Source organism: Bacillus sp. SCT118, from assembly GCF_058566435.1.
The window spans coordinates 3,666,232-3,679,936 of sequence record NZ_CP191225.1 but is presented as its reverse complement, the minus strand read 5'-3'; the positions used below and the strand labels follow the sequence as shown (position 1 = coordinate 3,679,936).

Genomic DNA, 13,705 nt, shown 5'->3' with positions numbered 1-13,705 from the left:
ACTTACACATGTCTTTTCCAGAAAATAATGGTCCTATATCCTTGATTCAGAAAATGTAAAATAATGAGGGTCTAGAAAGGGGAATCTTATGAAGCTGTCGGAACTGAAAACTAGCGGTCATCCACTCACGTTGCTCTGTTCCTTTTTATACTTTGATGTCAGTTTTATGATATGGGTTATGCTTGGGGCGCTGGGTGTTTATATTTCTCAGGATTTTGGCCTGTCTCCTTTTGAGAAAGGGCTTGTCGTAGCTGTGCCGATTTTATCTGGATCAGTGTTTCGTATCATTCTTGGTATTTTAACGGACAGAATCGGACCGAAAAAAACGGCAGTGATCGGGATGCTGGTGACGATGATTCCGCTGCTTTGGGGGACATTCGGCGGCCGTTCCCTGACTGAACTGTATGCCATCGGGATTCTGCTTGGCGTGGCGGGGGCAAGCTTTGCTGTAGCGCTGCCTATGGCCAGCCGCTGGTATCCTCCTCATTTGCAGGGACTTGCGATGGGGATTGCTGGAGCGGGGAACAGCGGCACGTTGTTTGCAACCCTGTTTGGCCCTCGTCTGGCAGAGCAGTTCGGCTGGCACATTGTCATGGGAATTGCGCTTATTCCATTATTGATCGTCTTTATTCTTTTTGTATCCATGGCAAAGGATTCTCCTGCACAGCCGTCTCCGCAGCCGCTCAAAAGCTATCTGCATGTGTTCGGGCAAAAGGAAACATGGTTTTTCTGCCTGCTGTACAGCGTCACATTTGGCGGATTTGTCGGGCTCTCAAGCTTTTTATCAATTTTCTTTGTTGATCAATACCAGCTGTCAAAAATTCACGCGGGCGACTTCGTTACATTATGTGTGGCGGCGGGGAGCTTTTTCCGGCCTGTCGGGGGCTTGATTTCGGATCGTGTCGGCGGCACGAAAGTTCTTTCTGTACTGTTTGTCATCGTGGCACTGTGTATGGCCGGAGTCAGCAGCCTGCCATCTCTTTCAATGGTTATTGTTCTATTGTTTGTCGGAATGATGGGGCTCGGAATGGGTAACGGTGCAGTATTCCAGCTCGTGCCGCAGCGTTTTCGCAAAGAAATTGGCATGGTGACGGGAATCGTCGGTGCGGCCGGAGGAATCGGAGGGTTTTTCCTGCCGAACATCTTAGGATCTCTCAAACAGATGACAGGCACATATGCTATCGGTTTTATCACGTTTTCCTGTATCGCGCTGCTGGCGTTTGCACTTGTCCTTGCCGCAGGCTATTACTGGCGGAAAAGCTGGAGCGCGGAAAGCAGCCCGGCGGATGTTTAGGATTTTGACGGACACGCATTTGTGCGTGTCTTTTTTATTTTCTCTTGATTTTCAACAGTGAACCGATCAAAATAAATAGTAATTATTACGATTTGTTAGTGAGAGGAGTTTTCTGAATGAATCAACATACGCTGCTCCCGAAAAAAACGGAGCGTCTTCAATACTTTGGATCGGTCAGTCCGATCAAAGGCGAGAAACCAGTGGAAAAAGAGAAAATGAAGGACCTGCAAAATATCAGGAAGGATTATTTTTTTGACATTCAGCATGTAGGTGTCGCTAATGTGTCCCATCCAGTCACAATCACTTCTGCCATGATGCCTGCCGAGCAAACAACGGCTGCGAACTTTACAATGACTTGTAATTTGCCGAGAAATCAGAAGGGGACTAATATGAGCCGGTTAACAGAGCTGCTGCAAGTCTATCATCAAAACGGCTGGGTTCTCTCATTTTCCTCTCTTCAACAATTTGCGAAAGAGCTTGCAGAAAACATGGACATATCATCTGCCACAGTTGAAGTGAGGTTTCCGTGGTTTTTCGAACGGAAAAGCCCGAAGCTTGAGAAAGCGGGTTTGATGCATGCTGATATATTCATGTCTGTCACCTATCGCAAAGATCAGCCGTTTAAACAGCGTGCCGGCATCTCAGCAAAAGTAACGACTCTGTGCCCTTGCTCCAAGGAAATCAGCGAATACAGTGCCCATAATCAGAGGGGAACGGTCAGCATTTGGGCGGATATTCATCCGGCCGCATCGCTGCCAAGTGATGTTAAAGCTGATTTGCTTCACGCCGCAGAATCAAATGCTTCTGCGAGACTGCATCCGGTATTGAAGCGGCCTGATGAAAAAGCCGTGACAGAAACGGCCTATGAAAATCCGAGGTTTGTTGAGGATCTCGCCCGGCTGATTGCTGCAGATTTGTTTGAGCTTGAATGGGTGTCAGCCTTTGAGATTGAATGCCGCAATGAAGAATCGATCCATCTCCACGATGCCTATGCGAAGCTGTGTTTTTCGAAGGAAGTGGATAAAATATGAAACTCTCATTATTCATTATTGCAGTTCTTATGCCAGCCTGCCTGCTGTCAGCCTGCTCCGATCATGCAGAAGAACACGCAAGTATCAATACAAAGAAAACGGTCGAAAACATAACGGACGTTCGAAAAACAGCAAAAACAAGCATTGATTGGACAAAGCCTTCGGGCGGAGAATACCCGGATATTAAACAGAAGCATGTCTGGATTGATGTGAATGTGAAGGAGCAGAAGGCTTACATCAAGGAAGGAAGCAACACCATCTATACAATGATGATCTCTTCTGGTCTTGATCAAACAAAAGATGATGCTACGCCAAAGGGCACCTTTTATGTAGAGCCTGAACGGGGAGAATGGTTTTTCTCCGAAGGATACCAGGAAGGCGCAGAATACTGGGTATCATGGAAAAATCACGGTGAATTTCTATTTCATAGTGTGCCAATGACTAAGGATCAAAAAGTCATCAAAACGGAAGCAGAAAAACTAGGAACGAAAGCATCTCACGGATGTATCAGGCTGACCATTCCAGATGCGAAATGGGTATATGAAAATATCCCTGAACATACAAAAGTGGTGATCAGCTGAATTGAAAACCGTTGACAAAAAGGAAAAAAGACCATACAATTTAAATCGTAACAATTACGTTTTGTGAGAAATGGCTTATCATTGGCTGTATCTGTGAAAAGCGGAAAGGCTAAGGATCTTGCTGTCATTGATCCCCATGAAGCGTCTCTTGAAAACTGGAAACGAAACCCAAGCTACTTTCTGATGAGATATTTGCGCTTTCCATCGGTTCAGCAACGCAAGTGGAGCAATTGCCTTATGCAAGCTGCGGTTTTCCGATTGTAGGCAAGTATTTGCGATGGGGAAAAGGATTAAACGCGGTTGGAGCCTTTACTGATTTATAAATCGGGCGGCAGCGAGAAATGAGCGCGAAAAGCTGCTCTACACCATTGTACATACGGCGAAGTATTCAATTTAAATCGTAATCATTCTATTTTAATGGAGGCATTATTATGAAAAAAATTCCGGTTACCGTACTGAGCGGTTATCTCGGTGCGGGAAAAACAACATTGTTGAACAGCATTCTGCAAAATCGCGAAGGCTTGAAAATAGCGGTTATCGTAAACGATATGAGCGAGGTGAACATTGACGCGGGTTTGGTTAAGCAGGAAGGGGGCCTTTCCAGAACAGATGAAAAGCTTGTGGAAATGTCAAACGGCTGCATTTGCTGCACGCTTCGCGAAGACTTATTAATAGAAGTTGAGAAGCTGGCAAAAGACGGACGGTTTGATTATATCGTCATCGAATCGACCGGAATCAGCGAACCGATCCCGGTGGCCCAGACTTTCTCTTATATCGATGAAGAGATGGGAATCGATCTTACAAAATTCTGTCAGCTGGATACGATGGTGACAGTGGTTGATGCCAACCGTTTTTGGCATGATTATCAGTCAGGCGAAAGCCTTCTGGACCGCAAAGAAGCATTGGGGGAAGAGGATGAAAGAGAAATCGCCGACCTCTTGATCGATCAAATTGAGTTTTGCGATGTACTGATCTTAAATAAATGTGATTTGGTCAGCGAGCAAGAGCTCGAACAGCTTCAAAACGTTCTTCGTAAACTGCAGCCAAGAGCCAGGTTCATTCGTTCCGTCAAAGGAAATGTAAAACCGCAGGAGATTTTGCATACAGGATTATTTAACTTCGAGGAAGCGAGCGGATCGGCCGGCTGGATTCAAGAGCTGACGGCAGGCCATGCGGAACACACCCCGGAAACAGAAGAATACGGTATCTCTTCATTTGTATATAAGAGACGTTTGCCGTTTCATTCTACACGGTTTTATCAATGGATGGATCAAATGCCAAAGAACGTGGTTCGTGCCAAAGGAATCGTCTGGTGCGCATCTCATAACAACCTCGCTTTGCTGATGTCGCAAGCAGGTCCTTCGGTTACGATTGAGCCTGTATCTTATTGGGTGGCGGCGCTGCCGAAGCTTGAGCAGGAGCAAGTCAAACAGCAGGAGCCGGAAATCCTGGAGGAGTGGGACCCGGAGTTCGGCGACCGCCTAACGCAGCTAGTTTTTATCGGAACTGACCTGGATGAAGAAACGATCACGAAAGAGCTTGATCAATGCCTGCTGACTGAGTATGAATTTGATTCCGACTGGTCGCTGTTTGAGGACCCGTTTAAATGGAAGCTGAATCAATAAAAAAAAAGCCGTCCCCTGGGGGAGCGGCTTTTTTTAATGAAACGTTTGTTTAAACATAATGAGCGTATTTTTTCTCAAGGATATTCTGAAAGACCGCGGCAATGGAGCAGATGGCCCAATAAATGAGAGCGGTCAGAATATACATGGTCATATAATCAAACTCTCTGCCCCCGATGATTTTCGCATGCTGGAGCAATTCCGGCACTGTAATCATCGCAGCGAGAGAGGACGCCTTGATTAAGTCGAGCAATACATTGGCAAGCGGAGGCAGCGCAATACGTATCGATTGCGGCAAAATGATGCCCCTCATCGTCTGCCAATAGGAAAGACCCAGCGAGGATGCGGCTTCCCACTGCCCTTTTTCGACGGATGAAATGGCTGAACGGTTAATTTCCGCAATGTAGGCGGCGCTGTTTAGGCTAAACCCGATTAAAGCAGCCGTGACAGCGGAAAATTCAATGCCGATATAAGGAAACCCGAAATAAAGGATAAACAAAATCACCAAAATCGGAACGCCCCGCATAAATGAGATATAGAGCTTCGCCGGCCATCTTAACAAAGCAAGTTTAGACATTCTGGCGAGTGATATAAACAGGCCGATCACAGTTCCCGCAAACATGCTTACAAAAGAGATGAGCAGTGTATACCCAATGCCTTTTATGACATAAGGGAACGATTCAATAGCCAGCTTCGTGTTGAAAATATATTCCCATTGAATGCTACTAATCATGGCGTCCGATTACAAATCAACGTCCTGAACGTCGGCATCAATTTTTTTTGATACATCTGCTTTATTGAAGAATTGTTTCGACAGTTTAGTCAAAGAGCCATCCTTGCTCATCTCTTTCAATGCTTCGTTCATCTTTTGCTGAAGTGCCGCATTGCTTTTTTTCATGACAAGGGCCTGTTTGTTCGGCATGTACTTGATGTCAGGATGAATTGTAATGTTGAGATCCGGGAATGCCGCGAGCGCAAGTGTCTGCAGGTAATAGTCGTTTAAAATGACGTCAGTGCGTCCGTTGGCAACATCTTTTAAATATTGCTCATTCGTCGCATTATCATAAATCACTTCTTTGGCGCCGTATTTTCTCGCGACATCCATGTAGACGGTGGTAGCAGCGCCAGCCGCTTTCTTCCCTTTTAAATCCTTAAGCGTTTTAATCCCTGATAAATCGTCTTTACGGACGATTGCTGTGCCGTATGAATATTTATATGGAGTAGAAAATGCGAACTTCTTCTCGCGGTCCTTCGTGACATCGATGTCATTTGCGGCTGCGTCAACCTGTCCGCTGTTCACCGCTGTCAGCATCCCGTCAATGCCCATCTCCTTGAACTCAACCTTCAGCCCCAAGCGTTTTGCCGCTTCACGAACAACTTCAACCTCGTAGCCCGTCAGCTTATCGGAGCCTGAGTCAGTATCGTGATAAGAAGTGGGATAGAGCGTGCCTGATGTAGCGACTACGATTTTCCCTTTGTCCTTGATTTGCTCCCAGCCTGTATCCTTGGAATCGGATTCATTTTTGCCGGAACAGGCTGCCAATATAAGAAAGAAAGCCATTGTGAAACTGAATATAACGGCTTTGGAATGCATGAATGATTTCACCTATAGTTCCCCCAATCTGTTAATCAACTAAAAAGATAGCATTGAACATAAGGGGTTGCAATATGTTGATGACGTTTTCAAAAAGTTCGAATTGTGTATACAAAAGGCATGGGTGGGTGTTTAAAAGCGTCTATGAAGGGAAGAGGTGATGAAAAAAGGAGTTGTCCAAGGATGAATGCCAGGCGTACCAAGGAAACGCATGTGAAAGTGAAGGATGCAGCAGACCCGTCACTCATCTATGCCAATACCGGAAGAAATGGTCAAGAGGCATGAAACCGATCTTCAGAATAAATTTAAGTTTTGCTGATGCCCCTAAGGCATATGATATATTCGATGAGAAAGAAAATGGAAACATTTAAACCATAATGGGGGAGTCAAATGAATATTTACAAACCAGCCTGATTTTGGATCAGACTTGGAGCTGCATTGTTAGACTACATTATAGTCTCCGTGCCTCTTTTGCTGATCTATTGGCTGATTACAGGAAAAGACCCGAACGACAGCATGTTCATCAGTTTGGTTGTTCTGCTGTACTCTATTTTGCTGCCAGTGTTTTGGCGCGGTTATCTTATCGGAAAAAGGATATGCGGAATCAGAATCGTAAAAAAAGACGGATCACAGGTCAGCCTGTTAACAATGTTTTTACGGGTTATTGTAGCCGGCCTGGTTTACGGTATAACCTTCGGACTCGGCTTGATCGCCAGCCTGATTCTGATTCTGATTGCCGTACGAGAAGACAAACGGACCCTGCATGATTTAATCGCGGGAACATATGTCACTTATGCGACACCAGGTGAAGAAGAACTTAATGCTGACGAAGAGATTAGAAAGAGCGAATAATGGTTCGCTCTTTTTATTTTTATGCATAAAAAATACAAGGCAGCAAACCATATGAAAAATAGGATTGGAGGAATAAACTGGATGAAACGAATAACCATCAACATCATCACAATGTTCATTGCAGCGGCTGTCATTTCTCTGACCGGTACAGCTGAGGCCGCTGAAAAACAGCAGCAGCCTCCCGCAAATGTTACACTGACAGATCAGCAAAAGAAAGAGATTGAACAACTGGAAGCAGAGATTCTTAAAAAGCGCAAAGACGTGATCTCAAAGTATGTACAATACGGTATCCTGCCTAAAGAAAGAGGAGAACACATCAAAAATCACTTGGACAAACACTTTGAAATGATGAAACAAAACGGCTTTGTTCCAAAGCACCATCCTCATCCGCATAAATTTGAAAAAAGACATTAAGATGGTAAGCATCCAATGGGAATTGGGTGCTTTTGCGTTATTTACAGGTAGACAATATTAGCTGAGCTGTTCCGCGACTAACATCGAGTTGATATGAAACGCGTTTCATAGCCTATGATAGGTTTATCAATAATTCAGGAGTGATAAACACTATGATCCACCAGCATCCAGAATCTTTTCCGAAACATTTTTTGTGGGGCTCTGCTTCTGCAGCGTACCAGATTGAAGGCGCTTGGAATGAAGATGGCAAGGGCCCCTCTGTTTGGGATGTGTTTACGAAAATACCGGGCAAAACGTTTAAAGGAACCAATGGCGACATTGCGGTTGACCATTATCACCGATTTAAAGAAGATGTCGCTCTGATGGCTGAGATGGGGTTAAAAGCATATCGATTTTCCGTCAGCTGGCCACGGGTTTTTCCAAAAGGAAAAGGAGAGATCAATGAAGCAGGTCTAGCGTTTTACGATAGTCTGATTGATGAATTGCTTTCTCATCACATCGAGCCGGTTCTGACTTTATATCACTGGGATTTGCCTCAAGCGCTTATGGACGAATACGGCGGGTTTGAATCCAGAAACATCATAAAGGATTTTAATCACTACTGTATTACTCTTTATAAACGTTTTGGAGACAGGGTGAAATATTGGGTTACGTTAAATGAACAGAACTACAATTTTAATCACGGATTTATTACAGCCATGCATCCGCCTGGAGTGAAAGACAGAAAACGATTTTACGAAGCAAACCATATTGCGTTTCTGGCTAATGCAAAAGCCATCGAATCATTTAGAGAATATGTGCCTGAAGGCAAAATAGGTCCTAGCTTTGCTTATTCTCCGGCTTATCCTTTATCAAGCCATCCAGAGGATATACTGGCATTTGAAAACGCCGAAGAATTTATGAACAATTGGTGGCTTGACATGTATTGCTGGGGAACCTACCCGCAAATTCCATTCCGCTACTTGGAAAAACAGGGATGGGCGCCAACAATCGAAGCAGGAGATATGGAGCTGCTTGCCAAAGGGAAGCCTGATTTTGTAGGTGTCAATTATTATCAGACAATCACCTATGAACGAAATCCGCTTGATGGTGTGTCTGAAGGGAAAATGAATACGACAGGCCAAAAGGGAGCCAATCAGGAGACGGGGATACCCGGAGTGTTCAAAACGAAAAAAAATCCGCATCTGACAACGAGCAACTGGGATTGGACAATTGACCCAATTGGGCTGCGTATCGGTCTTCGCCGAATTACAAGCCGCTATCAGCTTCCAGTGTTTATAACAGAGAACGGTTTGGGTGAATTTGATAAAGTTGAGAACGGCACTGTACAGGATGATTATCGAATTGATTATTTACGTTCGCATCTTGAGCAATGCAGACAAGCCATCAGTGACGGTGTCGATTTAATCGGCTATTGCAGCTGGTCGTTTACTGACCTGTTAAGCTGGCTGAACGGCTACCAAAAAAGATACGGATTTGTATATGTCAATCGTGATGAAGAAAGCACATGCGATTTAAAACGCTTGAAGAAAAAAAGCTTTTATTGGTATCAAGGTGTCATCAAGACGAACGGAGAAAGTTTATAAAGAGTCCCTGAGAGTTATTCTCTCAGGGGTTTTTCATTACACAGAAACAGCATCAATAATATAAGTGTCGGCGTGCAAATCTGACATTTCAGCCGGCACAGTCCAGCATGTCAATTGATAGTCTCCTTTAGGGAGATCAAAGGACAGTCTTTTAGACATGATGCTTTCAATATGAATTCCGTTTTCTGTGACATGAAAAGGAACAGTCACTTTTGTTTCGTAGGAGCTTACTGTTTCTGAACTGTTCAGGCGCAAAAGAATAAAGGCCTTTGTATTTCGCTGTGCCTCAAAGGAAATGGCTCCGTCTGCCGCAGCATATCCTTTTTTAATCGTTTCGTCAGTCCAATCCATTACAGGAGGTGTAGAATCCTTTTGAAATACAGTAAATTGATGATATGAAATCGAAAGTTCTTGCGGCTTCCATGATTTGATCAATGTGCTGTTCCTCCTCTATGTACTGTTTACTGAATTGTGAATAAAACCTTTGTGCCGTCTGGGTAATCGGTAAGCTGATGCCCGACCCAAGAGCCTGCTCCGCGGTTGTCAGCGGGAGAAATGTATTCTACAGAAGCTCCCTCACCGCCTTCTTTGCACATGGCCATTGGCCATTCATCTCTGTCATATCCCTTTTTGGAAGGTACGTCCTTTAATGATTGCTCGCGGCGTTCCTCAGCTCCGTCTCTGTCGATAGTGCACACCTCTGAGTGCCCCTCATTTATCGCATCCTTAATATGCTTGGCAGTTTCGGGATACCGGTCAGATGGGAAGGCGATTGTTTCATCATATTCTTTCGTTTGAGACGTTTTTTGATCAGCTGAGAAAAAGTCTCCTTTTATCAGACCGACAGCTGCAGCTGCTATGATGACGATGACGAGAAGTATCGTTTTTATGATGTCCGTCGTGATGTTCACCTCCCGCTTTTAAAACTGACACAAGAGTAATCCAGAAAGCATTTGGTGTAAAGGTTTAAATTTTATGTTTTACGCTCAGTTTATTGCAGAAATCGTAATTTTAGCAGATCGAAATATTTGTTTTCAGCAAAATACGATTGCCAATTTACAATAATGAGTAAGTCATCAGCCGTTTTCGGCTTGATTAATCATTTTAAATTGGCTTATGATACCGGTAAGCTCCTCAGCTAATTGAGAAAGTGTTTCAGAAGCTGCGGTAATCTCCTCCATTGCAGCAAATTGCTCCTCTGTTAATGCAGCCGCTTGCCGGGTATTTTTAGTAGATTCTTTAATGTCGGCCGTATTGGCTGCAAAGGAATCATTTATATGATGTGCACTGGCTGAAATGTTTGTTACAGATGCTGATAAATCACTAATCTCGGCGCTGATTTCACCTGTTGCAGCTGCAATTTCCTTAAATGCATCTCTGGTGCGCTGGATCATGGTGACTCCTTCTGCAGTTTCTGTTTTCACATGCTCAACAGATCTTGCAGACCGGTTCATATCCTTTTGTATTTCTATGATCAGTTTTGAAATCTGCCCTGCAGACTGTTGAGACTCTTCTGCTAATTTCCGTACTTCATCAGCAACAACAGCAAAGCCTTTTCCTTGTTCACCGGCTCTGGCAGCTTCAATCGCTGCATTCAGCGCAAGCAGGTTTGTCTGATCGGCAATTTGGGTGATGACCGATAAAATTTGCTCAATTTGTTTAGAGCGGCCGTCTAACTGGTGTATGATTTCTCCGCTTTTCTGAATTGACTGGTGAATCGCATCCATTTGCGCCTGTACATTTGCAATTTCCTTTTGCCCAATGTCTGCTTTTGATTGAGCGAGCTGCCCTTTGTCAGCGATAGCGGCAGTATTTGCAGAAATATCCCGGATGTCTGCTGAAGCTTGTTTTAATGAGCTTTCACTGTTTTCAATTCGGGCGATCTGATCTTGGGCTCCATTTGCAATCTGCTGTACAGCTTCTGTGATCTTTTCTGAAGCTTGATTTGTTTCCTCTGCTCCGGCTGAGAGCTGCTGAGAGGCTGACGCAAGCTGAAGGGCTGATTGTTGTACGGTTTGTATGGTATCGTTCAGCTTCATTCTCATCTTATTATAATAGTTGCTTAGTTCTGATAGCTCGTCACCGGTTTTGTCTGACACCTCTATTGTCATATCTCCGTTTCCGGCACTTTCAAAGGCGCTTTTTAAAGAGTTCAGCCGCTTGTTGATTTTTCTGGTGAAAACCAAGACAAGGATGACTGATACCATAATGACGATAACAAGAACGATAGCGAATTGAGTGAAAAGTGATTGTGTAAGTGATGCTAAAATACTTTGATTAGCTCCGGTATACAGCATGCCGATGATGTTCCCATTTTGATCTTTTAACGGCATGTATGCAGTCTGATAAGAAGAACCTGCTACATCTGCTTGTCCATAAAAACGCTTTCCTTTCTTTAAAACAGCGGCAATAACTTCAGAAGAAGCCTGGGTGCCGACAGCTCTTTCGCCATTCTTCATGACATTGGTTGCAACACGAGTATCGCCTTGGAAAATGGTAATGGTATCACCTGTTTTTTCACCAAGCAGATCAACAATATCTTCATTTCCATTGATTTGTGTTTGCCCTTTATAGAGCTTATTGTTTTTCACCTGCCAGTCGCCTGACATGACATCATCAATATAAGTGCTGCTTAAAGCGAGATCACCTTTCGCTTTTTCAGTTGCCATTTGTTTCATGCTTTCTGTAATTTCTTTAAGCATCACAGTGCCAACTGATGCCGAAAACAAAAGAATCACCACGAAAACGAGGCAAAGAATTTTAGTTCCTAGCTTCATCTTAAATCGTTTTATCAACATAATTCCTCCTTTTATGATTTATAGGTCATATTACTTATCGGGTTTTTAGGTTTAAAGTTTTATTTTTAAAAAAATAAAACCGGCCTGATTTTCAGGCCGGTTGTGTGATGCTATTCAAGGTTTGCGTGGTGAGTGAACATAGTTTCAGAATCGAGTCCTTTTTTCTCCATGAGTTTTAAAATCACTGCATCATAGAAGAGCAGCAAAGTTTGTTCAAATAATGATCCCATTGGCTGAATGGTTTTATAGCTTCCGTTTGACTGGTCTTTAGGAGAACCAGGCATTCTGATGATGAGGTCCGCTTGTTTTCCTATGCTTGATTCCGGATTGATGGTTAAAGCGGCAACAATTCCGTGTAAGCTTTTTGCTTTTGCTGCGGTATGAATCAAGCTTTTTGTCTCACCTGATCCTGAGCCGATAATAACTAGATCTCCTTCGCGGAGCGGCGGAGTGAGAATCTCACCGACAATATGGGCGTTGAAGCCCATGTGCATCAATCTCATTGCGAAGGATTTTGCCATCAGGCCAGAACGACCTGCGCCCGCAGTGAAAATTTGATTGGACGAAAGAATGTGATCGGCAAGCTGGTCAGCTTCTTTATCAGAAATATAAGCCGCTGAACGGTGTAACTCATTGAGAATTTCCGTTACGTATTCAGTCGTTTTCATCTGATTTATCCTTGGGCAATAAGCTGCTTCATTTTTGAAGCTGTTTCTGCCTTATCAGCTGCGCTTGTAATTCCGCCCCCAACAATGACAAGGTCAGGCTTTTGCTGGATCACTTCTGGCAATGTATCAAGTTTGATGCCCCCCGCGATTGCGGTTTTTGCGTTTTTTACGGTATTTTTGATTGTCGTTAATTCTTCGAAAGAGTTTTTACCCTCTGCTTGAAGATCATAGCCAGTGTGGACGCAGATGTAGTCAACACCGAGTGCGTCAATTTCTTTCGCACGGGATTCGATATCTTTCACGTTAATCATGTCCACTAAGATTTTCTTCTTTTGTTTTTTGGCTTCTTCTACTGCGCCTTTAATCGTTGCATCGTCTGTAGCACCTAAAACGGTGATGATGTCAGCGCCTGCTTCCGACGCTTTCATAATTTCGTAGCCTCCGGCATCCATGATTTTCAGGTCTGCAAGAACCTTCAATTGAGGAAATGCTTCTTTTATTTCTTTAACGGCTCTTAGGCCTTCATTAATGACGACCGGTGTTCCGATTTCAACTACGTCGATGTATTGTTCTACCTCTTTGACTAGCTCAATGGCTTCTGGGATGTTGACGAGGTCTAATGCAAGCTGTATTTCCATTGTTGATCCACTCCCTTTTTCGAATTATTGTTCATTCTATAGGTTCCCTCTTTTGTTGAGAAGTAGGCACTTTAAAGTCAACAAGTTACTTGGAGGATACTGTGAGGAGAGGCAATCAGATTTCTTTCGCTTAATTTTATGAGTGAGTATAATGAAAAAAGAGTCTGCAAAAAAGTAAGTAAGTGATGATACGTATCTAACATACAAAAAGGTTACTAAGGGGGGATTCTATTGAGCCGGATGGACGACAAAAGGTTTAATTGTGAGAAGGAATTAACGCTTGCAGTGATTGGCGGTAAATGGAAAATGCTCATTTTGTGGCATTTAGGAAAAGAAGGCACAAAACGGTTCAATGAATTAAAAACATTGATTCCTGATATTACGCAGAAGATCCTCGTGAATCAGCTGAGAGAGCTTGAGCAGGATATGATTGTTCACAGGGAAGTGTATCCGGTTGTCCCGCCGAAGGTTGAATATTCTCTGACCCCGCACGGAGAAAGCCTCATGCCTATTCTTGAAGCCATGTATGAGTGGGGGAAAGGCTATATGGAATTGATTGATATCGACAAAAATATCATGAAAGAATCGTTGTAAGACGCTCTTCGCAAGGGTGTCTTTTTTTTGCCT

General features: G+C 43.7%; 16 protein-coding genes and 1 pseudogene. 10 read left to right on the top strand and 7 right to left on the bottom strand.

Features of this window, described 5'->3' with window-relative positions; translation table 11 throughout:
* Window positions 1-88: 88 nt before the first annotated feature.
* From ACQVGT_RS18860 to zinU, 5 genes and pseudogenes are all read left to right on the top strand, one after another.
* Window positions 89-1,294 (top strand): MFS transporter, encoded by a 1,206-nt coding sequence (locus tag ACQVGT_RS18860; RefSeq protein WP_003246358.1) that lies wholly within the window; start codon window positions 89-91, stop codon window positions 1,292-1,294.
* A gap of 116 nt (window positions 1,295-1,410) precedes the next feature.
* The gene (gene folE2, locus ACQVGT_RS18855; protein WP_015382727.1) at window positions 1,411-2,325 is read left to right on the top strand and encodes a GTP cyclohydrolase FolE2; all 915 of its coding nucleotides are present in this window, start codon (window positions 1,411-1,413) and stop codon (window positions 2,323-2,325) included.
* On the top strand, window positions 2,322-2,906 hold the full coding sequence (locus tag ACQVGT_RS18850) for a L,D-transpeptidase (protein ID WP_015382728.1): 585 nt from the start codon (window positions 2,322-2,324) through the stop codon (window positions 2,904-2,906). The genes folE2 and ACQVGT_RS18850 overlap by 4 nt, the downstream gene beginning before the upstream one ends.
* A 221-nt stretch (window positions 2,907-3,127) precedes the next feature.
* A pseudogene (locus ACQVGT_RS18845) lies at window positions 3,128-3,310 on the top strand (hypothetical protein).
* Between the two features lie 27 nt (window positions 3,311-3,337).
* Window positions 3,338-4,531, top strand: coding sequence for a zinc metallochaperone ZinU (gene zinU / locus ACQVGT_RS18840; protein ID WP_015382729.1), 1,194 nt, complete (start codon window positions 3,338-3,340; stop codon window positions 4,529-4,531).
* A gap of 49 nt (window positions 4,532-4,580) precedes the next feature.
* Here zinU and ACQVGT_RS18835 read toward each other — a convergent pair whose 3' ends face one another.
* Together ACQVGT_RS18835 and ACQVGT_RS18830 are read right to left on the bottom strand one after the other, a co-directional pair.
* Complete coding sequence (locus tag ACQVGT_RS18835; protein WP_015382730.1) at window positions 4,581-5,261, bottom strand: amino acid ABC transporter permease; 681 nt, start codon at window positions 5,259-5,261, stop codon at window positions 4,581-4,583.
* A gap of 9 nt (window positions 5,262-5,270) precedes the next feature.
* Window positions 5,271-6,134 (bottom strand): transporter substrate-binding domain-containing protein, encoded by an 864-nt coding sequence (locus ACQVGT_RS18830; RefSeq protein ID WP_015482776.1) that lies wholly within the window; start codon window positions 6,132-6,134, stop codon window positions 5,271-5,273.
* 161 nt (window positions 6,135-6,295) lie between these two features.
* Here ACQVGT_RS18830 and ACQVGT_RS18825 point away from each other — a divergent pair, with 161 nt between their 5' ends.
* The 4 genes from ACQVGT_RS18825 (at window position 6,296) to bglC (ending at window position 8,974) form a co-directional block, all read left to right on the top strand.
* On the top strand, window positions 6,296-6,493 hold the full coding sequence (locus ACQVGT_RS18825) for a hypothetical protein (protein ID WP_144052033.1): 198 nt from the start codon (window positions 6,296-6,298) through the stop codon (window positions 6,491-6,493).
* Window positions 6,494-6,542: 49 nt separating this feature from the next.
* Window positions 6,543-6,974: an RDD family protein gene (locus tag ACQVGT_RS18820; protein ID WP_046340202.1), complete on the top strand. Its 432-nt coding sequence runs from the start codon at window positions 6,543-6,545 to the stop codon at window positions 6,972-6,974.
* An 81-nt stretch (window positions 6,975-7,055) separates the two neighbouring features.
* Window positions 7,056-7,388, top strand: a complete 333-nt coding sequence (locus ACQVGT_RS18815; RefSeq protein WP_015252849.1) for a YckD family protein — start codon at window positions 7,056-7,058, stop codon at window positions 7,386-7,388.
* A 152-nt stretch (window positions 7,389-7,540) separates the two neighbouring features.
* Window positions 7,541-8,974, top strand: a complete 1,434-nt coding sequence (bglC, locus tag ACQVGT_RS18810) for a 6-phospho-beta-glucosidase (protein ID WP_015382735.1) — start codon at window positions 7,541-7,543, stop codon at window positions 8,972-8,974.
* A gap of 36 nt (window positions 8,975-9,010) precedes the next feature.
* On the opposite strand, the gene nin is transcribed toward bglC, so the two are convergent.
* The 5 genes from nin to hxlA all read right to left on the bottom strand — a co-directional run bounded on the left by nin (window position 9,011) and on the right by hxlA (window position 13,078).
* The gene (gene nin, locus ACQVGT_RS18805) at window positions 9,011-9,409 is read right to left on the bottom strand and encodes a DNA-entry nuclease inhibitor (protein WP_015382736.1); all 399 of its coding nucleotides are present in this window, start codon (window positions 9,407-9,409) and stop codon (window positions 9,011-9,013) included.
* Between the two features lie 26 nt (window positions 9,410-9,435).
* Window positions 9,436-9,885, bottom strand: coding sequence for a DNA-entry nuclease (nucA, locus tag ACQVGT_RS18800; RefSeq protein ID WP_014475770.1), 450 nt, complete (start codon window positions 9,883-9,885; stop codon window positions 9,436-9,438).
* Window positions 9,886-10,050: 165 nt separating this feature from the next.
* Window positions 10,051-11,772: a methyl-accepting chemotaxis protein TlpC gene (gene tlpC, locus ACQVGT_RS18795; RefSeq protein ID WP_041517645.1), complete on the bottom strand. Its 1,722-nt coding sequence runs from the start codon at window positions 11,770-11,772 to the stop codon at window positions 10,051-10,053.
* Between the two features lie 110 nt (window positions 11,773-11,882).
* Entirely contained in the window at window positions 11,883-12,440 is a 558-nt protein-coding gene (gene hxlB / locus ACQVGT_RS18790) for a 6-phospho-3-hexuloisomerase (protein ID WP_015482781.1), read from the bottom strand.
* Between the two features lie 5 nt (window positions 12,441-12,445).
* Window positions 12,446-13,078 (bottom strand): 3-hexulose-6-phosphate synthase, encoded by a 633-nt coding sequence (gene hxlA / locus ACQVGT_RS18785; RefSeq protein WP_015482782.1) that lies wholly within the window; start codon window positions 13,076-13,078, stop codon window positions 12,446-12,448.
* A gap of 231 nt (window positions 13,079-13,309) precedes the next feature.
* Here hxlA and hxlR point away from each other — a divergent pair, with 231 nt between their 5' ends.
* Complete coding sequence (gene hxlR / locus ACQVGT_RS18780; RefSeq protein ID WP_015482783.1) at window positions 13,310-13,672, top strand: transcriptional activator HxlR; 363 nt, start codon at window positions 13,310-13,312, stop codon at window positions 13,670-13,672.
* The last annotated feature ends 33 nt before the right edge of the window (window positions 13,673-13,705 follow it).